Below are 20,459 nucleotides of genomic sequence, written 5' to 3'. Positions count from 1 at the left end.
TCGCACCTTGCCACAAAAGCGATGCTGGCCGGCCCAAGTCACCTTTCAACGGTTGCGAGGAATGGATGGCCAGGCGCCTTCTCAGCTTCTGTGGCCAAATGCCTACGAAACCAGGACGACAGACAGCGGTCCGGCGCAGATGAGGTTGTCCCTGACAGCTTTGACGCCGGCGACATTTTCGGCGGCGACGATGGCTGCCTGGCGCTCGCGCTCGTCGAAGATGGCGCCGTTCAGTTGCACCGCCCCTGTGTTCACGGTCACATCGATCATGTCCTTGCCGGTCCATTTCTGCTTCGCAAGTTCGGCAAGGACGTCCTGACGGATTTGTTCGTCGTCTATCCGTGCCGAGGCCGCGCCAGATGGGACGTCGAGTAATGCGCGCAGCAGGTCGGAGCGGGTCACGATGCCGATCACCTTGCCGCCATCGACGACCGGAATGCGTTTGACGTGATGGCGTGTCATGAGCTCGACCGTGCTGGACAGCGATGTGCCAGGTGATACTGTAACGACATCCGCCGTCATCACCTCTTCGATACGCCTTCCGTTGGCTTGAACATATTCATCGGCGGCCCTTCCTGGGGTGACCAGAGCCTCCAGCCAACGCGGACGCGTGCGTCGCGTGCCCAGTTCTTCCCGGCGCAGAAAATCGCCCTCGCTGACGATCCCCACCAGCGTGCCGTCGCTGCGAATGACAGGCAGGCCGCTGATCTTCTTCGAAAGCATCAACCGTGCCGCATCGGCAATCGAAGCGTCAGGGTCAATGGCGACGACGGGTGTGGTCATTATCGCTTCTGCTCGCATCCTTGCCTCCTCGGATGTTTATCCCTTGACTATCCAGATTTATGGGCTGTGCACTTTGATCTGGGTCACCGGTCCCAGCGGTGTTTGAGCGACCCCGGCGCCCGAGTCAGCCTTGCGGCTTGTCGTCGCCATCGATCAGGATCCGTTCTGCGGCTCCATCGAGATCTTCATATTGACCGCTTCTCAAGGCCCACAGAAAGCCCCCAAGTCCAAGGGCGCCAAGGAAGAGGGCCAGGGGTATGAGGTAGGAAAGAGTCGTCATCGGGGTTGTGCCAATTGGCTGACGCCGCGGCGCCTGTCCTGTCGAGAGTTTTGCGCCTGTCCGTTCGACACGAAGCCTTGCAGGCGCAGCGCATTTCAAATGACAAGCAGCGATGAGGCCGACATGGCGATCGCAGCGATCAATGGCGTGACGTGTCCCAGTATGGCGATCGGAACGGCGACCGCATTGTAGCCGATAGCGATCGCGATGTTCTGGCGGATCAGGCTCCCCGCCTTGCGCGCGATGTCCAGCGCGAGAGGCACTGCCGCAAGGCTTTCACGCAGGAATACGAAATCGGCGGCATTGCGGCCGATGTCGGCCGCGGTAGCCGGCGCGATCGACACATGCGCCGCGCTCAGTGCAGGCGTGTCGTTGAGGCCGTCGCCAACCATCAGAACCCGCTGTCCCTCTCTTGCCAGGGTCTCGATGCATTCGACCTTGCCGGATGGCAGCAAGCACGGAATGAAGTCGTCGATACCCAGCATTTTCGAGACTTCGCCGCAGGCGGCCGCCGTATCCCCCGACAGCATCCGCACCGACACCCCGGCATCCTTCAATCGCTCGATCGCTGCTCTGGCGTCGGCACGCGGCGCATCCTCGAAATCGAAGGTCGCGACGATGATCCCGTCTTTCGTCAGAACCGTCCCGCCATAGCCATGTCGGCCTTCGCCGCCGGTGCGGGCTTTCCATCCAGCCCATCCGCGTCGACCCAGCCGCCAGATATTTCCGGTGGAAGCGGCTTCGATGCCGAATCCCGGCTGCTCGGTGACGGCATCGAATTTGCGCTGCCCGCCAGGCGCGGCAAAGCCGGCTATGGCCTTTGAAAACGGGTGGCGCGAATGCGCTGCCATGTCGGCTGCAATTGCCAGCATGGCCGGATCGATCGACGATGCATTGACGAGCCGCGGTTTTCCGAGCGTAAGCGTTCCGGTCTTGTCGAACACCGCGGCATCGATCGTCGCCAGGCGCTCCATGGCCGAACCGTCCTTGACCATGATGCCGTTCTCGAACAGGCGCCGCGCGGCGACCACCTGAACGATCGGCACGGCGAGGCCGAGCGCGCATGGGCATGTGATGATGAGAACGGCAATGGCGATGGTCATCGCCCGATGCCAGTCGCCAGTCGCCGCCATCCAGCCGAGGAACGTCACGAAGGCGGTAAGATGAACCACCGGGGCATAAAGCGCTGAAACGCGATCGGCGATCCGGCGATAATGTGCCCGGCCGCCCTCGGCAGCTTCCATCATCCGAACCATTTCCGCCAGGAACGAATCCTTCGCGGCGGCTGTCGCCTTGATCGTCAGCGAGCCGGTAAGGTTGAGCACGCCAGCCTGCACAGGTTCGCCTGGTGCTACGTTTCGGGGCGTGCTCTCGCCGGAAACCAGCGAGCAGTCGAGATCCGACGCCCCTTGGACGATCTCGCCGTCGACGGGTATCCTATCGCCTGCCGCGATCAGCAGCAGCATTCCCGGTTCGATCTCGCCAACCGGCAGGTAGTCGCGCGCGCCGTCGGCGCGCAGCACCATGGCGCCACGCGCGGCCAACTGCGACAGGCCCTTCACGGCGGTGCGGGCGCGCTCCCGCATGACGTGATCCAGCGTCCGGCCGATCAACAGGAAGAACAGCAGCGACACCGACGCGTCGAAATAGGCGTGATCGCCATGGTTGATCGTCTCATAGAGGCTCATTGCGTAAGCGAGCGAGACCCCCACCGCGATCGGCACGTCCATGTTCATGCGGCCGTGGCGCAACGCATTCCAGGCCGAGCGGAAGAAGATGCCGCCGGCAAACGCGAGCGCGGGGATGGCAATCAGCGCCGAGACCCAGTGGAACAGGTCGCGTGTCGCGCCTTCGGCCCCGGACCAGACCGAGACCGAAAGCAGCATGATGTTACCCGCCGCGAAGCCCGCAACAGCGACGGCGCGGATAAGCTCCGAGAGCGTCTTGTCCTTTGCATCGATCTCGGTCTCGAACAGGTGAGCTTGATAACCTAGCCTCTCAAGCACGGTGACGAACGGTGGAACCTCGTCCCCGCGCCACCGGACCGAAACCCGCTTCGTTGACAGGTTGACGCGAGCGGCCTCGACGTGATCGAGTTTCCCCAACGCCGTCTCTATGGTCTGGATGCAGGCGCCGCAGTGAACAGTCGGTACGGAAAGGTCGGTCTGACGAAGATCATCGCCAAGAGATCGGCTTGCCAGCCTGATTTCCTGGCTGGATGGCAGGACCGAGGTGGCGCCGACCAGATCCAGCGCCATTTCGGCGCCCGGCGCACAGCAGCTCATTTCAGCGCTCCATGGGAAATCATGATCCTGCGCACGTCGCGAAAAGGTTCCTTCAGGCCGGCATCGGCGTCGACTTCGACGATCCAGACACCATCCTTAGGCGTGTGCAGGGCGGCGAATTCCTGATCCGAGGCGAGGGCGAGCTTGATGGACTCATCCTCTTTTTCGTAAGCGGGATGGCGGAACAGCACCTTGACGCCATGCAAGGGGACCGGCTTGCCGGCGGCGTCGGTAAGGCTGTAGCGGACTTCGCCCCCTGCGATGGTCAGCTTGCCGGTCCAGCCGAGGGCTGCCTGCGCGCGCCCTTCCTCGGCCTTCCTGTTGAATTCCTGGCTCGCCACATAGGTGTTTTCGACGACCAGGCCGGTCCAGCTCGTGTTGGCAAGCGTCGCCATCGTCAGATTGACCGCGATGACCACCCCGAAGAAGGCAAGGATAATCGCCAACATGTGCCTGCCGGTGAATTCGCGGGATTTTCGCGTGGTGGCGTTCATCTGGCGATCTCCGGCGCGTTGAAGGTGGCGGTGTATTCGTTCGACTCGAAACTCGCTTTGTCCTCGACCTGAAGAGTGAAGGTCTGCGCTTCGCCATGGATCTGCTCAGCAGGCAGGCGCACGAAAACCTTCAACATCTTGAGCCGGTCGGGTTCGACCTGGATCGCAAAAGAGCGACCGACGGGGAGGTCGACACCGACGATGCTCATCTCTGCGCCTGGCAAGCCTGCTATGGTGACGATGACCGTTCTTGGTTCGGGGATCATGTTCAGCAGCTTGACGGTATAGCCATTGCGGATGGAGCCGTCGGACAGCGTCACGAATTGCGGATTGCGATCGTGCAGGACATTGATCTCGAGCCGGTCGCGCGTCAGCAGCGAATAGAGCAGGCCCAGACCGATCAGAGACCACATAGCCATGTACACGTAGGTGCGCGGGCGAAAGATCTTGCGGATATGGAAATGAGCCACCCTGTCTGAAAACAGGCCGTTGTCTGTTCTGACCAGCGACGGATTGACTGAACCGGAGCCGCCCGCAGTCGCCAACATCATGTTGGCGTTGTAGTCGGAGAGGGTCGCGTAGGAGATCAGCCCACGCTCCTTGCCAAGCTTGTCCATGACACCATCGCAGGCGTCGATGCAGAGCGCACAGGTGATGCATTCGAGCTGCTGGCCATCGCGAATGTCGATCCCCATCGGGCAGACAGCGACGCAGGCATTGCAGTCGACGCAATCCCCGACCGGTTGTCCGGCGGCCTGGACCTTCTTGGCATGACGCGTGCGCGGTTCGCCGCGCCAGTCATTGTAGGTGACGGTGAGCGAACTTTCGTCGAGCATGGCTGCCTGGATGCGCGGCCACGGGCACATATACGTGCAGACCTGCTCGCGCATCAGCCCGCCGAACGTGTAGGTCGTCGCCGTCAGCACGGCGACGGTGATGTAGGCGACAGGAGCCGCCGTGCCAGTGAAGAGTTCGCCGAGCAGGGTCGGCGCATCGGCGAAATAGAAGATCCAGGCGCCGCCGGTCGCCGCACCTATGATCAGCCAGATGGCGTGTTTCGATACCCGCAGTGCGAGCTTGCGGGGGCTCCAGGAAGCGGCATCGAGCTTGATGCGTGCATTCCGATCGCCCTCGATGGCCCGCTCGACCACCAGAAACAGATCGACCCATACTGTCTGCGGGCATGCGTAGCCGCACCAGGCACGACCGACAGTCGACGTGATCAGGAAAAGACCGACGCCAGCCATGACCAGAAGGCCTGCCACATAGTAGAATTCTTGCGGCCATATCTCGATGAAGAAGAAGTAGAAACGCCTGTTGGCGACATCGAGCAGCACTGCCTGGTCGGGGGCAAACGGGCCACGGTCCCAGCGCAGCCACGGCGTTAGATAATAAATACCAAGCGTGACCGCCATCACCAGCCATTTGAACTGGCGAAAATTCCCCGTGGCCCGCTTCGGAAATATCTTCTTGCGAGCGGCATACATCGGCTGTCGCACTTTGGCGGAGTTGACCGCCTCCGCTTCGAGCCGTTCTACCTGCGTATTGTCCAGCACTGGTTTCTCCCGTCGCGCGGCTCGTGATTTCGCCGGGCAACTGTCCTGACTGGGCGCAGGCAGATGCGCGAAATACATCATCGACCGTATTGTGCCGCCCACCGGATTGCGCCGCGTTGATGCAGGTCAATCGCCGGGGCAGACGAAAACAAATCGAAGCCCGGCAGAGCCGGGCCTCGTCGCTTGGGCGGTGAGGGCCGGAGAATAGCCCCCCGTTCCTATTCTCCACCGCCGAGCGAATGCACGTAGACCGCCAGTTCCTTGACCCTCGTTTCGCCCAGGCGCGCGCCCCAGGCCGGCATCACGCCTTGTTTCGGCGCTGTGACCTGGGCGGCGATGGCCGCTTCGCCCGATCCGTAGAGCCAGATGGCATCGGTCAGATCCGGGGCGCCGAGCTCCTTGTTGCCCTTTGCATTGTCACCGTGACAGGCCACGCAGTTTTCCGCAAAAACCTTGGCGCCAGGCGCCAACATCGATTGATCGCCAACGGTTTCGGACAGGCTGGCCACATAGGCGCTGACCTGTTTGATCTGGTCGGCGGTGATGATGTCGCCAAAGGCCGGCATTTCTGAAAGGCGCGTATCCGGATCGGAAACGAAGCGGATGCCATGCGTGACCGTCTGTTGGATCTGATCCGTCTTGCCGCCCCACAGCCAGTCGTCGTCATTGAGGTTGGGGAAGCCCTTGGAGCCCTGGGCGCCGGAACCATGGCACTGGACGCAATTGACCTTGAACGCGGCTCCACCCGCTGCGACGGCGAATTCGCGGAGCGTATCGTCTGCCGCGATCTCCGAAACACTCTTCGATTGTATCGCGGCGACATATTTTCCCTTCGCCGCTTCAGCCGCCGACAGCTCGTTCTTGACTTCGTTGCGGCTCGAATAGCCGAGAACGCCCTTTGTTGCCGAATGCAGCAAAGGCCATGCCGGATAGGCGACGGTGTATCCAATCGCCCAGACAATCGTGATGTAGAACGTTATCACCCACCAGCGCGGAAGCGGGTTGTTCAACTCACGGATGCCATCCCATTCGTGGCCGGTGGTCGAAACGCCAGAGATTTCATCGATGTGCTCGTCGCTCATGATCACTCGTCCTCAAGGGGAATCCGGGCAGCTTCGTCGGCAAGCTTGCGGCTGCCGGGGCGTAGGGCAAAGGCGATCGCGCCGACAAAGAAAAGGGCCATGGCGACCAGCCCCCAGCTGTCGGCGAACTCTCGCATCAAATTGTAATCCATGGATAAAACTCCTCAGCGGTAGCCGGCGGCTTCGTCATAATTCTTGAAATCGACCAGCGTGCCGAGCATCTGCAGGTAGGCGACCAGCGCGTCCATCTCCGTCACCTGTTGCGGGTTGCCGTCGAAGTCGCCGATCTTGGCCTTTGGGTAGCGGGCCTCGAGGCCGGAGGTGTCGGCGTTGGGATCGGACTGCGCCATCAAATCGGCGTTCGCGTGTGCGACCATGTCATCGCTGTAGGGGACGCCGACACGCCTGTTGGCAACCAGGTGCGTCGAGAAGTCCTTCACCTCGATCGGCGTGTCTTTCAGGAACGCATAGCTCGGCATGATCGATTCAGGCACCACGGAACGAGGGTCCGTGAGGTGCTCGACATGCCAAAGATTGGAGTAGCGGTCGCCAACCCGGGCAAGGTCCGGGCCGGTACGCTTCGATCCCCACTGGAAGGGATGGTCATACATCGACTCGGCCGCCAGGCTGTAATGCCCATAGCGCTCGACCTCGTCACGGAACGGGCGGATCATCTGGCTATGGCACAGATAACATCCCTCACGCACATAGATGTTGCGCCCAACGAGCTCGAGCGGCGAATAGGGCCGCATGCCTTCGACCTTCTCGATCGTATTGTCGAGGTAGAAGAGAGGTGCGATCTCGACGATGCCACCCACGGTGACGACGAGAAGTGAACCTACGAGTAGAAGCGTGGCGTTCTTCTCGATCAGCGCGTGTTTGTCCATCAAGCCCATTTTCTGGCTCCTTATTCGGCAGGCTGAAGGGCGGGAACGGAGCCGGGCATCGGCTCTTCCTCGCGCTGGTATCCAAGGATGGTCATGGCGATGTTCCAGGCCATGATCAGGGCGCCGGAGAGGTACATGGCTCCGCCGATTGCGCGCATCACATAGTAGGGGTGCATGGCGGCGACCGTTTCGGCGAAGGAGTAGACCAGGAAGCCCTGCTCGTCGTATTCGCGCCACATCAGGCCCTGCATGATGCCGGACACCCACATGACCGAGGCGTAGACGACGATCCCGAGGGTCGCCAGCCAGAAGTGCCAGGTGACCAGCCGCAGCGAATAGAGACGGTTACGGTTCCAGAGCTTCGGCACCATATAATAGAGCGCGCCGAACGAGATCATACCAACCCAGCCGAGTGCGCCCGAATGGACGTGTCCGATGGTCCAGTCTGTATAATGCGACAGCGAGTTGACCGCCTTGATCGACATCATCGGACCTTCGAAGGTCGACATTCCGTAGAAGGCAATGGCCATAACCATCATGCGGATGATCGGATCGGTGCGGAGCTTGTCCCAGGCGCCCGACAGCGTCATCAGGCCGTTGATCATGCCGCCCCATGACGGCATCCACAGCATGATCGAAAACACCATGCCGAGCGTCTGCGCCCAATCGGGCAGGGCGGTGTAGTGCAGGTGATGCGGTCCGGCCCAGATGTAGAGAAAAATGATCGCCCAGAAATGAACGATCGACAGGCGGTAGGAATAGACCGGCCTGTTTGCCTGCTTGGGTACGAAATAATACATCATGCCGAGGAAGCCGGCGGTCAGGAAGAAGCCAACGGCATTGTGGCCGTACCACCATTGGGTCAGGGCGTCCTGGACACCGGAAAAGGCGGAGTAGCTCTTGGAACCTAGGAATGAGGCCGGCATCGACAGGTTGTTGACCACATGCAGCATCGCGATGGTGACGATGAAGGAGAGGTAAAACCAGTTGGCGACATAGATATGCGGCTCCTTGCGTTTCAGGATCGTGCCGAGGAACAGGATGAGATAGGCGACCCAGACGATGGTCAGCCAGATATCCACATACCATTCGGGCTCGGCGTATTCGCGGCTCTCTGTGATGCCGAGCAGGTAGCCGGTCGCGGCCATAACGATGAAGAGCTGGTAGCCCCAAAACACGAACCAACCGAGATCGCCGCCGAATAACCGGGCGCGGCAGGTGCGCTGGACGACATAGAGGGATGTGCAGAGCAGCGCATTGCCGCCGAAGGCGAAGACGACGCCCGACGTGTGCAATGGCCGCAGGCGGCCGAAGTTGAACCAGGGCTGAATGTTGAGATCGGGGTAGGCAAGCTGCAACGCAATGACGACGCCGACCAGCATCCCGACGACACCCCAGAACATGGTGGCGATGGCGCCATAGCGGATTGGCCCATCCATATAGGCGGACGGGTCGATCGGAGCGGCGACCTTGAAATTCGTGTTGCGGATGAGGATGGCGACAAAGCCGAGCAGCACAAAAAACAGCACCCACATATGCTGCCGGAATGGCTCGTCCGCACCGAACCCGGCTGCCACAAGAGCCCCGAATGTGAACAGGCCCAAAGCGAAGATTTGCGTGCCGAACTTCATGACCTGTCCCCGACCTCCGATACCGATGCGCGGACGCCAATCCGCTTGACACCAATTCAGCAGTCGCGTTGTCGCCGCCTTGATCCAAGTCAAAGCCATTTGTTTTTGGATTGGGCAGCGTTGCTCGCGCAAACGATCAGGAGACAGTTTTTGAACAGGGAGAGGGAGCCGGGATCGACACTGTTCGAGACGAGCCGCGACGGCTCGATACTGACAGTTCGATCTGACAGAGAAGCGGTCCCGGCGACGCTGATGAAACGTGCGCATCAGGAAAAGCTGCAGCTCTGCGATGCCTTGGAAAGAATAGCCGACACCCTGCCCAGGGTCGACTGCCTGTCATGTCTGGCTGCAGCCAATGCGATCGTTCCGCTATTGCGCAACGTTCACCAATACGAAGAGACGGTCATCTTTCCGGTCTACGAGGCTGCTTCGACCAGCAGCGATGCCAACCGTGCTTCAATTCGTCGATTGCGTGCCGAACATGTCGAGGACGAATGCTTTGCCGGCGAGGTGACTGAAATCCTGCTGGCCATCGGCCATGGCGAGACAGTCGAGAATGCCGAGGCTATCGGCTTCATGTTGCGTGGCTTCTTCGAAGGCTTGCGCCGGCATATCGCCTTCGAACGCGAGCACGTCCTGCCGCTGATCGGGGTCGTCGATGCCGGTTAGGTGCCGGAGCGGCGTTCCAGCCGGCTCATGTTCTCCACAGTCACGTGCCGGTTGTTGTCGATCCGAATTACGCTGTCTGTTCGCAGCCTAGTCAGTTGGCGGCTGACCGTCTCGATCGTCAAGCCGAGGAAATCGGCGATGTCGGCGCGTGTCAGCGGCAGGTCAAAGCTTGTCGACTCGGCCGCTGCGTCAACTGCGGGATCGATATTTCTGGCGATCATCAGGAGAAAGCTCGCCACCTTTTCCGAAGCACTCTTGCGCCCCAGCGTCACCATCCAGTCGCGTGCTTCGTCCAGTTCGTTGAGCGTCTGCTTGAAGAGACGATGCTCAAGCTCTGGCGATTCCTTCATCATGCGCTCGATGGCGGCCTTTGGAAAAGAACACAAGGAAACGGTGGTTGCGGCCTCGGCGTTGATCGCACTTTCCGTCTTGAAGGGCCTGCCCAGGAAATCGGGGGCGAACTGCAGGCCAACAATCTGCTGGCGTCCATCCGAAAGGCTCTTGGTGAGCTTCACCACGCCGGAAAGCACATTGGAATAGCAGTCGACGGTCTCTGCATCACCGATCAACTCCATGCCCGGTTTGACCTGTTGTTTGGACGAGGTCTTGGCGAGCCCCACCAATTGCTCGGGATCGAGTGCGCCGCAAACGCCGCGATGCCGTGCCTCGCACGACTGGCAAAGCACTGGGATGCCGGCACTGTGAACGTCCTGGCGCACCGTCATCTTGATCGTCCAATGGGTTCCATATGCCGACAACGTAGCATCGGCGGAGAAAAAAGCCTTGCGGCAGTTTGTCTGCAGGGGGCTTTGACCGAAATCAAGGCCGCCGGCGACCAGTGTGACCAGTGTCGCGCCATGCAAAGAGGATCGGATAGCGACATGCGGCCAGAACTAGTTGCCAGGCTCGGTGAGAACGTTCCGCGCTATACCAGCTACCCGACCGCGCCGCATTTTCATCCAGGCATCGATGCCGCCGTTTGTCGTGGCTGGATGCAGGCACTCGACAGCGGTGACGAGATCTCGCTCTATCTGCACATTCCCTACTGCGATAAGCTTTGCTGGTTCTGTGCCTGCCATACGAAGCAGACCCGCCACTACGAACCAGTGAGGATCTATCTTCGCTCATTGCATGCCGAGATCGCCACAGTCGCCAGTCTTGTCGCAGGCAAAGGTCGCGTGCGGGCAGTTCATTTCGGCGGTGGCTCGCCGACGATGCTCAAGCCAGACGACATGGTGGCGCTGGCAACCGTCTTGCGTAACAGCTTCGATTTTCTTCCCGACGCCAAGATCAGCGTCGAAATCGAACCCAATGACATGGACGAAGCACGCCTCGATGCGCTCGCCGAAATAGGCATGACGCGAGCGAGTCTCGGCGTGCAGGATTTCGAACCGAAAGTGCAGAAAGCGATCAACCGCGAGCAAAGCTTCCTGCAGACCAAGGCGGTCGTCGACGGCGTTCGTTCGCGCGGCGTCGAATCGGTCAATCTGGACCTGCTTTACGGGTTGCCGCATCAGACCAGGGAGAGTGTCTGTTCCACCGTGGCGCAGGCGCTGACTCTGGAACCGGACAGAATGGCACTCTTCGGCTACGCGCATGTGCCCTGGTTCAAGAAACACCAAACGATGATCGACGAGGCGTGGCTGCCCGGTCCCGCGGAGCGGTTTGCTCAATCGCAGCTGGCGGCACGGGTGATCGTGGACCGGGGATACGAAGCAATCGGCCTCGACCATTTCGCCAAACCGGGCGATGCCCTGGCGCTTGCAGCCCGCGCAGGAACTCTGCGCCGGAACTTTCAGGGCTACACGGAGGATCGCTGCGAAACATTGATCGGGCTCGGGCCGTCATCAATCAGCCAGTTTCGGCAGGGCTATGCACAGAACATGCCTTCGACCAGCGAATATGCACGCATGGTTGAAGCGGGAGGGCTGTCCGCTGTGCGGGGTATCGAGCTTTCCGACGACGACCGCGTACGCGGCTGGGTAATCGAGCGGCTGATGTGTGACTTCGCCTTCTCGGCGATCGAGTTGGTTGAGCGCTTCGGCCAAGCCGGCCAAAGCCTTCTCAGCAAGGCAAGTGCAACAGCCCTCCATGATCCTGCGCGGTTGCTCGAGCTTGATGGCGACAGTTTCGTCGTGCCGGCGGAAAGTCGCCCCTTTGTCAGAAGCATCGCGGCGAAGTTCGACAAATATTTCGAAGCCGGCAAAGCCAAGCATTCGGCAGCGGTCTGAAATATCGCTTCGTGTCAGAAATGCTCGCCGGCCTTGAACGGGCCGATGCGGGTGCCTGCCGCAATAAGATAGGCGGTCGACCAGCCGATAAGCAGAAATCCGTTCACGCCCTCGAGCGCCGCCAGGACACGCCACGCGTGAGCGGGCACGATGTCGCCATAGCCGACGGTCGAAAAGGTAATGGTCGAAAAATACAGTGCGGTTTCGAAATCGGCGAAGATATCAAGCAGCCTGTATAACCCCGCCCAGAGCCAGACCTCCGCGGTCATGACGGCAAAGAGCCCCATCACCACGCTGATCATTGCGACGATACGGCTGCGGCGTCCGTGCATACGAAATCTGGCGACCAGGTGCCCCATCGCATGGGTAACGGCCATCAGGCCAAAAGTGTGAACCAGGACCGTCAGGCTTATGACGATCGTGCCGACGAAGAGATTGAGAGCCATGCAAGGAAATTACGAATTCCGAGGACAATTTCCTTGCGCAAAATCAAACCCGGCACTGGCCTTTGAAGTGCCGGCCCTGTTTCGCCAAAACCAGCCTATTGGCTGCCGTCGGTCGCGGCGGGGGTGAGGCGAAAGAACATCGCGAGCTTCAAGCTTGTCGCTATCCGTTCGGCGCGATCGACAAACACCGCCGCCGTTTCGGGGGCAAAGAGGTCGGCTGCCGTCCGGCCGAACAGGGCCAGCCAGATCTCGAAGTCGGCCTCGGTAACATCCTTGAGCTTGAGGTGCGCCGGCACCGGCCGTCCGTGATAGTCGCCGCTTTTCAGGATGACCGAACTCCAGAAGTCCGTCATTTTCTCCAGGTGGGGCTCCCAGTCGCCGGTGATCTCGCGTGCGAAAATCGGCCCGAGCCGCTCGTTGCTCCTGATCTTGGCATAGAACTCGCGGACTAGTTTTCCAATTGACCCCCGATCGACGCCAGCATGGTCCAAAGGCTGTTCCGCGACGGGGCGCGCCCGATCTGTCAAAGCTGATTTCGATGTCATCATGACTCTTGTCTATGTTGTCAGGATAATCCGAGGCGCCGAAGGGTAGCTTGCACAAGACTGGGCCGATCGCGGACCAGCCGGAAACCCAGATTGTCGGGCGGGGTTCCAACCGCGCAGCCGCCGCTCTTGCCGTCGCGGATGAAGTTCGACATGTAAGTGCGGTGGAAGCCTTCCACAACATGCACTCCGCAATTGTCTATCGAACTCACAACGCCCACGCCGTCGCTGGCCATGGTTGCATGGATGTAGCAAGTCGACGTCCATTCCCAGATGTTGCCGGCAACGTCCGCCACTCCCTTGGAGTTGAGACCAAAGTCCCCCTGGACCCTTGGTTCAGGATCCGGCTTGCGTCCGAGCGCCGTTTCGATGCGGTATTGAGCGAGCCAGCGCAGCGCCGGGTTGTTCGGGTCGCTTTCATCACTCTCTATGTCGCCCCGGAACCGTTCGCCGGCGGCATACGCCCACTCGACGTCCGTCGGCAGCCGCCATGTCTCGCCCGTGCGGGCTGAAAGCCACGTCGCATAGGCTTCGGCATCGATGTGGCTGACGCCTGTGACCGGAACGTTGCCGATCTTGCGCGGGTCGGCCGGCTTGCAGGCGCCGTCCGCCACGCAGTGCTCATACTCGGACAGGCTCACCTGGTATTTCATGATCTCCAGTGGAGCATTGATGGATTCCAGCGCGACAGGCGCCGCGACGGGGTGGTTCTTCTTGAGGAATTCTCCCGGCTGTGGGTGATCGAAACTGCCGGGCCCGAGGACCACCACGTCGCTCATGGCTACCGGTGGCGGGACCTCGAAGGAATTGTCGAGCGCATGGTTCATGCCTAGGCCTATCAGAGCGGCAGCTCCAATTGTTCCGAAGGTGAAGACAGGATCGAAGGACATGGCATCAAGTCCGCCGCGAGTGCAACTCTTCGGCTTTGCCGACGGGTTGCACCGAGGATCGGATCTCCGTCTACGAGGCAATGGCCTTGGGCGCTTCGACCTGCATCATCAGATCGTCGTCCCAGGTTCCTTCGACCGTGAAGTGCGCGGTCGCTCCGAGTTCGACTGCCTCGATCAGATTGTGGTTTACATAGGCATAGATGCCCGGCTGCAGGAAGGTGTAGAGTGCCGAACCTGCCGACCCGCCACGGATGAACCATGTTTCCAGATCCTTGGACGGCGGGTTCGCGAATTTGCCCTGTTCCCAGACATAGTCGCCATGACCGCCGATCAGGTGCGGTCGGGTATCGCGATTGGCTTGGGAATGGACGATCAGAACGGTTTCGCCGACCTTGGCCTTCATGGCGTTCGCGCCGGTCAGCGATCCTGCCTTGCCGTTGAACACGACATGGGTCGGGATCAGCCCGCGCATGACCTTGACGGTGTCGTCGTAATTGTCGCCGGCCGAGTCGTACTTCTTGAATTTCCCCTGCTCGTCGCGCGGGATGTAGAAGTCGTTTTCGCCGATGTAGTAGATGTGGTCATAGTGGATAGGGTCGCCCTTGTCGTTCTTGAGGCCGTCCCGAGGCAATATCATCACCGCACCGCTCATCCCCGACACGACGTGCCACGGGATCATCGCGCCGCCGGGCGCGCAATGGTAGACGAACGTGCCGGTGCGGGTGGCCTTGAAGCGCAGCGTGACCTGCTCGCCGGGATTGATCAGCGTCAGCCCGCCGCCGCCGAGAGCCCCGGTAGCTGCGTGGAAGTCGATGTTGTGGGCAAGCGTGTTCGTGTCAGGGTTGATTAGCGTGAGCTCGATATAGTCGTCTTGATGCACAACCATCAGAGGGCCGGGAATTGAGCCATTATAGGTCATGGCATTGAGCTGCGTTCCATCGGCATCGATGACGATCGGCTTTTCTTCGATGGTCATGGTGAATTCGACGACCTTTGGACCGCCCTTGGCCACCTGCTCGTGAGCGTGGACAAATGGCGGCGCCACCAGGGTGACCTTTTCGCGCGGCAATCCCGCGACTTCCTTCGCGCTCGCCACTGCCGGCATTGCGACAACGGCAGCGGCAGCGGCTGCGGTAAGGACAGATCCTAACAAAGCTTCGCGTCTCGTGAGCATTTCCATCTCCTTGGCTATCGCTACTTGATGGGCTCAGAATAAACTGCGTACTGGCCAAGTCTTTGCGTTAGCGCAAATCCAATGTCTTTCGCAGGTTTCTGGTTTGGAGACGCTGTGCAGCGAAGCGACGCCGCGGCGCGCAGTGCCAAATAAAAACAGGCCGGACAGACCGCTCCCCGGTCCGTCCGGCCTCTGCTCCGGAACATTGCGAACCTGAGCGGCATCCATGAAGACCAGGTCAGTTAGCAGTGACCTTGGTTGCTTCGGCGAACAGGTCGGCGAATACAGGTTTGGCTTTTCCGATCTGCTTCACGGCTTCCGCCGCCTCAAGATTGACGGGCTTGCCGACGACGATCAGCGCAACCATGCCCATGCCGTAGTGCGGAGCGCATTTGACACCGTAGACCCCTTCCTTGGTAAGGGTGACCGTTATTTCCTCACTGGCTTTCCCCTTGAACGCTTCAGCACCGTCCGGGATCATTCCCTTAATGATCTCGGCATTGTGGGACTTGTCGGTCGGCACGAACTTGATCGTGTCTCCAGGCACCGCCCGGATAAAGGCAGGCTGGAACACCATCGAGCCTTTCTCTCCCTTGTTCAGCATTTGCACCACGTGTTCTTCGGCATTTGCGGAGCCGGCTATGGTAAGGAGGGCGATGGCCGCGGCAATCAGAGGCAGTTTCATAAGGGAAGTCCTTTCTTGAGTTCGTCACGGTATCGACCGTGCCCCGCCGGACGATCTGGCAATTTGCGCTGGCGCAAACTCTTGAGCAAAAAAACTGCGCTTGGGTTCCCATGCGGCGTCGCGCATGCACGTCACAATGCACGTGCCCCTTGCCGCCCGCCTGTCGCCATGGGAACACTCTCGATCAGACCGGTTGGGTGCCTGATAGTCGGATTCGGGAGGGGACAGAGTTGGCTAACCTCGATCGCTCGCTGATTGCCGGGCTTTCTGCCTTTGAGGGCGTGGCCGTCACGGATCTCGACCGCATAGTCGGACAGGCCAGATCGCTCCGGATTGCCAAGGACCAACCTGTATTCGAGCAGGAGCAGGAAGCACATTCCTTTTTCCTGCTGCTCGACGGACATGTGCGCGTCGTGAGATCGATGCCTGACGGCCAGGAGGTTATTGTGCGCTACATCAGTCCGGGTGAGTTGATGGGTATCGCCCACGCGCTGGGCCGCACCACCTATCCGGCAAATGCGATCGCTGCCGTCGACTGCGTGGCTCTTGCCTGGCCAAGCCAGCTATGGCCGACATTCGCGATGGATTTCCCGAGCTTCAGCGCTAACACTTACAAGACCGTCGGCAGCAGGTTGCAGGACGCCCATACCCGGGTCATCGAGATGTCGACCGAGCAGGTGGATCAGCGCGTCGCCCATGCCCTGCTCAAGCTGGTCAAGCAGACGGGCAGGAAGACCGAGGAAGGGATTCTGATCGACTTCCCGATCTCACGCCAGGACATAGCCGAGATGACGGGAACGACGCTCCATACGGTGAGCCGGCTGCTCTCGGCATGGGAGGAGCAGGGATTGGTCAAAAGCGGGCGCCAGAAGGTGACTGTGGTCGAACCTCACCGGCTCCTGCTGATCGCCGAAGGCCGCATAGAGAAAAGCTAGCCTCAGTCGGTGTTTTCGATCGCGGTCTGCAAATCGCTGCTGAGTTGTTCCTCGTTCAGATGATGCTCCCGTGCCGCGTCGGAAACGGTGTGGAATGAGGCGATCGGGCAGCCGACGCAAAGCATGCCGTGCTGGAGCACGACGCGGATGGCCGCTGGAAAATCGTGCATTATTTCGTCCATCGTCGCGTCGTCGGTGAGTTTGCGTTTCATGACGCTTTGCCCGCGTTTGCAAGCGGACATGTTGCATCGGCTTTGCGAGATGCTCGTTGCGCCAGGACAAACAGCGAGCAGCCCAATCACATCGGAACGGCGCAGATAGTCGACCGCGTCAGGAACCGCCTCTCCCGTCCATTGTCGAGTGAGAACATGCCGCCGCGGCCAGGCACAACGTCGATGATGAGATCTGTATGCTTCCAGGCTTCGAATTGCGGAGCGCCGATATAGAAGGGCGCATTGCCGATCTCGCCGAGCAGCACATCCTGGTCGCCGACGATGAACCCCGCACGCGGATAGCACATGGGCGAAGAGCCGTCACAGCAGCCGCCGGATTGATGAAACAGCACCGGGCCGTGCTCGGCGACGATTTCGGCGATCAGTTCAAGGGCCGCCGGTGTCCCGGTGACCTTCGCTCGCATGGTGATTTCCGATTTCCTTTGGCGCGGCCCGTCACGGAGCCGCGCCAGTGAGTCAAAGCGCCGATCAGAAGAAGCCGAGCTTTTTCGGGCTGTAGCTAACCAGCATGTTCTTGGTCTGCTGGTAGTGATCGAGCATCATCTTGTGCGTCTCGCGGCCGATGCCGGACTGCTTGTAGCCGCCAAAGGCCGCATGCGCGGGATAGGCGTGGTAGCAGTTGGTCCAGACCCGGCCGGCCTGGATCGCGCGGCCGAACCGGTAGGCGCGGTTACTGTCACGGGTCCAGACACCGGCGCCGAGGCCGTAGAGCGTGTCGTTGGCAATTGCCAGCGCTTCGTCGTCATCCTTGAAGGTGGTGACCGAAACCACCGGCCCGAAGATCTCTTCCTGGAAGATGCGCATCTTGTTGTGACCCTTGAACACCGTCGGCTTGACGTAGTAGCCGCCGGCCAGATCACCAGGCAGAACGTTGCGCTCGCCGCCGGTCAGTAGTTCGGCGCCTTCCTGGCGGCCGATGTCGATGTAGGACAGGATCTTTTCCAACTGCTCGGACGAGGCCTGGGCACCGATCATTGTTACCAGTTCAATTACTTAATTCAAAATCTGGCTAAGAAACAGCTTGCTGCGTTCGTGAAGCGGGTTTGTGAAGAACTCGACCGGAGTGTTGGTTTCGACAATCTCGCCCTGGTCCATGAACACAACGCGCTCCGCAACCTGGCGGGCGAATCCCATCTCGTGGGTGACGCACAGCATTGTCATGCCATCACCGGCCAATGACGCCATTGTATCTAGCACCTCTGCAAGGAAATCCGGATAGCCAACCGCGATTGCCAAGGTCGAGTTCTTGACGACGTTGATGTACTGGCTGTTGAGCGGCGGCACGATTACCCGCAGCATCTGGGGAATGACGATCAGGCGCAATATCTTGCCGCGCGGAAGGCCAAGCGAATGGCGAGCGTCCCACTGGCCGCGGCCGATCGACAGGACACCGCCACGCACGATTTCTGCTACGAAACCCGTTGTGTAGAGGGTCAATCCGATGAGGATCGTGCTGAGCTCCGGGGTCAGTTCTTTGCCACCCTCAAAGTTCGAGCCGGTGAAGACCGGCCAGTCGATGGTGAACCGCGCGTCAGCGAGCCAAACTCCTGCGGCGCTAACTGCCAGCACACCGGGCACGACAGCCTTCGGCGACCAACCTTTGCGTACTGCGATCCGGCCTGCGATAGCGAGCGCGATGGCGCACAAGATCATGAGGAGACCGGTCATGCCTACGTCGATGCCAACGGCTGGCACCACGAAACCGCGCATGGAGCATAGACGCCAGTCGCCACGCGACATCGGCAACGCGCTCGGCGGGTAAAGCGCGCCGCCCGTCTTGCGGATGCGCTCGTAGATGGAACGATTTTGAGACAGCATTCGATCCACCCTTGCGGCACCAGTCGCGTCGGGCATGCGGATGATATTGAAGACGAAAGCTGTCTTCCCGACCGGCATGCGCATGAGGGGCGTGTCCTGCGCCGCCGTGCTGCCGCCGATGCGGGCAGGAACGTCAGCAGCCAAGGATGTGGCTGTTGCCACCGGCCCCTTGCGCGAAGTGTTGCCTCCAGTCTGTCGAAGCTATTCACATGCTCCGAATGGTCACGTCGGATATCTTGGCCGCCGGCCGTTTGTCGGACAGATCGGAAAGCGTTTCATTGTCCTTCGGGGGACTCTTGGCGTCGTGGAACAGCGCGCCTTCCAACTGGAAAGTCCAGTCCCCCTGTGGTCCAGGCACGATCGCGCCTTGCAGGCTGTCAAATCGGTCGTCTGCGAAGGCGCGAGTCTGATCGGCAATCAATTGGCGTAAATCGCCATAGAAAACCTGATGGCGCCTGACGCGTTCGGGCGCGCGCATCAGTTTGAGCGTGGCCTTCACAATGACGGCACAATGTCCGAGGCCCGCGCAAACGGCGTCGAATATCTCCCGATTGCTTTCACGCGAGCAGGCGAGCAGGCGTCCGTCGCCGGTCACGACCTCCAGCACCAGCACATTGTCGGTCAGCATACCGTGGCGCGACGTCGTGCCGCCGACGCCTCCGACGCTCAACGTGCCGCCCACCGAGAGGTCGAGATAGTTGGGAAGCACGGGCGGCGTCAGACCACGCGGGCGCGTCACCGCAACGACGCTGCGCCAGGTAGCGCCGGCATCGACGGTGATGCGGTCCGATTGCGGTGGCTCGAGCCGGTCCGCGGTGTTCATGTCGAGGACCACTCCGTCGCAAACGCGGGCACGCCCGTAGATGGAGTGGCCGCGGCCGCGCACAACAATTTTGTGGCCACGTCTTCCAGCCCACTGGACGAAGGGTCCAACATTGGCAACGGAGCCGGGGCGATACATGGCAGCCGGGGCGTGGTAAACAATATGCCCAAAATCCTCTGCTGCCGCGGCCAGCGAATCCGACGTGCAATCGAGTTCGCCGCTGACGTCCGGTTCGTCGATCGTCTGTGCCATCGCTGCTGTCCCAGGCAGAACTGCGCCGGCGAATGCGGCGCAAAACAGCATTCTCCTTGTTGGGTTCACCTCGGTCCCGGCGAGGCACCCGTCCGGTACGACGGGCGCAGCGTGCCGGAGAGGCTGCTTCGGGCTCGAAGGGTCGACCATCGGCGGCAATTTCGTTGTTGACCGAAAAGGTGGCAGAACGGGTCAAAAAGAAAAACCCGCCCGATCGGGATGGACCATGCCGCAAAGCGGGAGAATGAACGCGTGCGGAATTGCCGTCAGAAGGTCTCGGCGATCAATCGCGCAGCCAGATACTCGATGAAGCAGCGTGTGCGTTCCAGCGGCGGTCGCGCCGGCGACCAGAACAACTGGACAGGCATGCGTTCGGCCTCGAAGGGCTGCAACACGATCTCGACCCGACCTTGCTCGACCAGCGGCTTGACCTGCCAATAGGGCAGGCGGCCAATGCCCCGGCCATTCGCCACGGCGGCCCGCGTGGCAGTGGCGCTGTTGGTTCGCAACGAGCCACCCACATTGATCCATTCTTCCGTTCTTGAGCAAGAAACGGCCAACGGTCGACGACGGTCGTGCTTGCCCTTAAGACCCGCAATCGTGAGCGTCAAGATGCGCGGGCTGCTGTGGCCGGCCGCGCGCGGCGAAATAGGACGGCGCACCGAAGACGACAACGCAGGGCGGAATCATGAATCGTTAACGCTCTGGTAACCAAGCGGGATTCTGTTGGCCGGGAAGGAGACCGGCGATGGACGCAAGC

The 20,459-nt window shown here is 60.6% G+C and carries 22 protein-coding genes and 2 pseudogenes; 3 read left to right on the top strand and 21 right to left on the bottom strand.

All coding sequences use genetic code 11. The features are described 5' to 3' along the window. Positions 1-102: 102 nt before the first annotated feature. From NKJ89_RS28460 to ccoN, 9 genes and pseudogenes are all read right to left on the bottom strand, one after another. On the bottom strand, positions 103-801 hold the full coding sequence (locus NKJ89_RS28460; protein ID WP_502904170.1) for a CBS domain-containing protein: 699 nt from the start codon (positions 799-801) through the stop codon (positions 103-105). A gap of 106 nt (positions 802-907) precedes the next feature. Further along, positions 908-1,063, bottom strand: coding sequence for a cbb3-type cytochrome oxidase assembly protein CcoS (ccoS, locus tag NKJ89_RS28455; RefSeq protein ID WP_352607425.1), 156 nt, complete (start codon positions 1,061-1,063; stop codon positions 908-910). Then, a pseudogene (locus NKJ89_RS28450) lies at positions 1,060-3,348 on the bottom strand (cation-translocating P-type ATPase). Before NKJ89_RS28450 ends, ccoS begins: the two are co-directional and overlap by 4 nt. Further along, the gene (locus tag NKJ89_RS28445) at positions 3,345-3,842 is read right to left on the bottom strand and encodes a FixH family protein (RefSeq protein ID WP_352607423.1); all 498 of its coding nucleotides are present in this window, start codon (positions 3,840-3,842) and stop codon (positions 3,345-3,347) included. Before NKJ89_RS28445 ends, NKJ89_RS28450 begins: the two are co-directional and overlap by 4 nt. Then, a complete protein-coding gene (gene ccoG / locus NKJ89_RS28440) occupies positions 3,839-5,398 on the bottom strand; it encodes a cytochrome c oxidase accessory protein CcoG (protein WP_352607421.1) in 1,560 nt (519 codons plus the stop codon). Before ccoG ends, NKJ89_RS28445 begins: the two co-directional genes overlap by 4 nt. A 218-nt stretch (positions 5,399-5,616) precedes the next feature. Beyond that, positions 5,617-6,480 (bottom strand): cytochrome-c oxidase, cbb3-type subunit III, encoded by an 864-nt coding sequence (ccoP, locus tag NKJ89_RS28435; RefSeq protein WP_352607419.1) that lies wholly within the window; start codon positions 6,478-6,480, stop codon positions 5,617-5,619. A 2-nt stretch (positions 6,481-6,482) separates the two neighbouring features. Then, positions 6,483-6,632, bottom strand: a complete 150-nt coding sequence (locus NKJ89_RS28430; protein WP_023759205.1) for a CcoQ/FixQ family Cbb3-type cytochrome c oxidase assembly chaperone — start codon at positions 6,630-6,632, stop codon at positions 6,483-6,485. Positions 6,633-6,644: 12 nt separating this feature from the next. Further along, positions 6,645-7,376, bottom strand: a complete 732-nt coding sequence (gene ccoO, locus NKJ89_RS28425) for a cytochrome-c oxidase, cbb3-type subunit II (protein WP_352607417.1) — start codon at positions 7,374-7,376, stop codon at positions 6,645-6,647. Positions 7,377-7,387: 11 nt separating this feature from the next. Continuing rightward, positions 7,388-8,998: a cytochrome-c oxidase, cbb3-type subunit I gene (gene ccoN, locus NKJ89_RS28420; protein ID WP_023759204.1), complete on the bottom strand. Its 1,611-nt coding sequence runs from the start codon at positions 8,996-8,998 to the stop codon at positions 7,388-7,390. 252 nt (positions 8,999-9,250) lie between these two features. Between ccoN and NKJ89_RS28415 the strand changes: the two genes are divergently transcribed. Then, positions 9,251-9,667, top strand: a complete 417-nt coding sequence (locus NKJ89_RS28415; RefSeq protein WP_023759203.1) for a hemerythrin domain-containing protein — start codon at positions 9,251-9,253, stop codon at positions 9,665-9,667. Here the strand turns inward: NKJ89_RS28415 and NKJ89_RS28410 are convergent. Next, positions 9,664-10,392 carry a Crp/Fnr family transcriptional regulator gene (locus tag NKJ89_RS28410; RefSeq protein WP_352607415.1) on the bottom strand — a complete coding sequence of 243 codons (729 nt, stop codon included), beginning with the start codon at positions 10,390-10,392 and terminating at the stop codon, positions 9,664-9,666. The two genes, NKJ89_RS28415 and NKJ89_RS28410, sit on opposite strands and share 4 nt — an antisense overlap. Before the next feature lie 156 nt (positions 10,393-10,548). Between NKJ89_RS28410 and hemN the strand changes: the two genes are divergently transcribed. After that, positions 10,549-11,898 carry an oxygen-independent coproporphyrinogen III oxidase gene (hemN, locus tag NKJ89_RS28405; RefSeq protein WP_352607413.1) on the top strand — a complete coding sequence of 450 codons (1,350 nt, stop codon included), beginning with the start codon at positions 10,549-10,551 and terminating at the stop codon, positions 11,896-11,898. A gap of 14 nt (positions 11,899-11,912) precedes the next feature. Here the strand turns inward: hemN and NKJ89_RS28400 are convergent, their stop codons facing one another. From NKJ89_RS28400 to NKJ89_RS28380, 5 genes are all read right to left on the bottom strand, one after another. After that, positions 11,913-12,344, bottom strand: coding sequence for a potassium channel family protein (locus tag NKJ89_RS28400; protein ID WP_352607411.1), 432 nt, complete (start codon positions 12,342-12,344; stop codon positions 11,913-11,915). A gap of 95 nt (positions 12,345-12,439) precedes the next feature. Further along, complete coding sequence (locus NKJ89_RS28395) at positions 12,440-12,889, bottom strand: group III truncated hemoglobin (RefSeq protein ID WP_352607409.1); 450 nt, start codon at positions 12,887-12,889, stop codon at positions 12,440-12,442. A gap of 20 nt (positions 12,890-12,909) precedes the next feature. Continuing rightward, positions 12,910-13,779 (bottom strand): SUMF1/EgtB/PvdO family nonheme iron enzyme, encoded by an 870-nt coding sequence (locus NKJ89_RS28390; RefSeq protein ID WP_352607407.1) that lies wholly within the window; start codon positions 13,777-13,779, stop codon positions 12,910-12,912. 70 nt (positions 13,780-13,849) lie between these two features. Next, the gene (nirK, locus tag NKJ89_RS28385; RefSeq protein ID WP_352607405.1) at positions 13,850-14,953 is read right to left on the bottom strand and encodes a copper-containing nitrite reductase; all 1,104 of its coding nucleotides are present in this window, start codon (positions 14,951-14,953) and stop codon (positions 13,850-13,852) included. 238 nt (positions 14,954-15,191) lie between these two features. Then, a complete protein-coding gene (locus NKJ89_RS28380) occupies positions 15,192-15,638 on the bottom strand; it encodes a pseudoazurin (protein WP_352607403.1) in 447 nt (148 codons plus the stop codon). A 230-nt stretch (positions 15,639-15,868) separates the two neighbouring features. Here NKJ89_RS28380 and NKJ89_RS28375 point away from each other — a divergent pair, with 230 nt between their 5' ends. Beyond that, the gene (locus NKJ89_RS28375) at positions 15,869-16,573 is read left to right on the top strand and encodes a Crp/Fnr family transcriptional regulator (protein WP_352607490.1); all 705 of its coding nucleotides are present in this window, start codon (positions 15,869-15,871) and stop codon (positions 16,571-16,573) included. A 2-nt stretch (positions 16,574-16,575) separates the two neighbouring features. Here the strand turns inward: NKJ89_RS28375 and NKJ89_RS28370 are convergent, their stop codons facing one another. The 6 genes and pseudogenes from NKJ89_RS28370 to NKJ89_RS28345 all read right to left on the bottom strand — a co-directional run bounded on the left by NKJ89_RS28370 (position 16,576) and on the right by NKJ89_RS28345 (position 20,220). Further along, complete coding sequence (locus NKJ89_RS28370; RefSeq protein ID WP_352607401.1) at positions 16,576-16,785, bottom strand: DUF1858 domain-containing protein; 210 nt, start codon at positions 16,783-16,785, stop codon at positions 16,576-16,578. Positions 16,786-16,871: 86 nt separating this feature from the next. After that, positions 16,872-17,210 carry a DUF779 domain-containing protein gene (locus tag NKJ89_RS28365; protein ID WP_352607399.1) on the bottom strand — a complete coding sequence of 113 codons (339 nt, stop codon included), beginning with the start codon at positions 17,208-17,210 and terminating at the stop codon, positions 16,872-16,874. 64 nt (positions 17,211-17,274) lie between these two features. Beyond that, positions 17,275-17,796, bottom strand: a pseudogene (gene adh / locus NKJ89_RS28360) (aldehyde dehydrogenase); the annotation flags it as partial. Positions 17,797-17,799: 3 nt separating this feature from the next. Beyond that, on the bottom strand, positions 17,800-18,768 hold the full coding sequence (locus NKJ89_RS28355) for an ABC transporter permease subunit (protein ID WP_352607397.1): 969 nt from the start codon (positions 18,766-18,768) through the stop codon (positions 17,800-17,802). 61 nt (positions 18,769-18,829) lie between these two features. After that, on the bottom strand, positions 18,830-19,849 hold the full coding sequence (locus NKJ89_RS28350) for an FAD-binding protein (RefSeq protein ID WP_352607488.1): 1,020 nt from the start codon (positions 19,847-19,849) through the stop codon (positions 18,830-18,832). A 116-nt stretch (positions 19,850-19,965) separates the two neighbouring features. Beyond that, a complete protein-coding gene (locus NKJ89_RS28345) occupies positions 19,966-20,220 on the bottom strand; it encodes a LysR substrate-binding domain-containing protein (RefSeq protein ID WP_352607395.1) in 255 nt (84 codons plus the stop codon). Between the last annotated feature and the right edge of the window lie 239 nt (positions 20,221-20,459).

Origin of the sequence: Mesorhizobium sp. M0047 (genome assembly GCF_040323315.1) — a bacterium.
Lineage (GTDB): Bacteria > Pseudomonadota > Alphaproteobacteria > Rhizobiales > Rhizobiaceae > Mesorhizobium.
This window is presented reverse-complemented; position numbering and strand designations above follow the sequence as displayed.

Bases quoted from the DNA above. Each gene is read 5' to 3' on its own strand.
- NKJ89_RS28350 (WP_352607488.1), bottom strand. From the start codon at position 19,849: ATGGTCGACCCTTCGAGCCCGAAGCAGCCTCTCCGGCACGCTGCGCCC.
- NKJ89_RS28460 (WP_502904170.1), bottom strand. From the start codon at position 801: ATGCGAGCAGAAGCGATAATGACCACACCCGTCGTCGCCATTGACCCT.
- NKJ89_RS28415 (WP_023759203.1), top strand. From the start codon at position 9,251: ATGAAACGTGCGCATCAGGAAAAGCTGCAGCTCTGCGATGCCTTGGAA.
- NKJ89_RS28410 (WP_352607415.1), bottom strand. From the start codon at position 10,392: ATGACGGTGCGCCAGGACGTTCACAGTGCCGGCATCCCAGTGCTTTGC.
- NKJ89_RS28380 (WP_352607403.1), bottom strand. From the start codon at position 15,638: ATGAAACTGCCTCTGATTGCCGCGGCCATCGCCCTCCTTACCATAGCC.
- ccoO (WP_352607417.1), bottom strand. From the start codon at position 7,376: ATGGGCTTGATGGACAAACACGCGCTGATCGAGAAGAACGCCACGCTT.
- hemN (WP_352607413.1), top strand. From the start codon at position 10,549: ATGCGGCCAGAACTAGTTGCCAGGCTCGGTGAGAACGTTCCGCGCTAT.
- NKJ89_RS28365 (WP_352607399.1), bottom strand. From the start codon at position 17,210: ATGCGAGCGAAGGTCACCGGGACACCGGCGGCCCTTGAACTGATCGCC.
- NKJ89_RS28395 (WP_352607409.1), bottom strand. From the start codon at position 12,889: ATGACATCGAAATCAGCTTTGACAGATCGGGCGCGCCCCGTCGCGGAA.
- NKJ89_RS28370 (WP_352607401.1), bottom strand. From the start codon at position 16,785: ATGAAACGCAAACTCACCGACGACGCGACGATGGACGAAATAATGCAC.
- nirK (WP_352607405.1), bottom strand. From the start codon at position 14,953: ATGCTCACGAGACGCGAAGCTTTGTTAGGATCTGTCCTTACCGCAGCC.
- NKJ89_RS28430 (WP_023759205.1), bottom strand. From the start codon at position 6,632: ATGGATTACAATTTGATGCGAGAGTTCGCCGACAGCTGGGGGCTGGTC.
- NKJ89_RS28390 (WP_352607407.1), bottom strand. From the start codon at position 13,779: ATGTCCTTCGATCCTGTCTTCACCTTCGGAACAATTGGAGCTGCCGCT.
- NKJ89_RS28400 (WP_352607411.1), bottom strand. From the start codon at position 12,344: ATGGCTCTCAATCTCTTCGTCGGCACGATCGTCATAAGCCTGACGGTC.
- ccoP (WP_352607419.1), bottom strand. From the start codon at position 6,480: ATGAGCGACGAGCACATCGATGAAATCTCTGGCGTTTCGACCACCGGC.
- NKJ89_RS28445 (WP_352607423.1), bottom strand. From the start codon at position 3,842: ATGAACGCCACCACGCGAAAATCCCGCGAATTCACCGGCAGGCACATG.
- ccoN (WP_023759204.1), bottom strand. From the start codon at position 8,998: ATGAAGTTCGGCACGCAAATCTTCGCTTTGGGCCTGTTCACATTCGGG.
- ccoS (WP_352607425.1), bottom strand. From the start codon at position 1,063: ATGACGACTCTTTCCTACCTCATACCCCTGGCCCTCTTCCTTGGCGCC.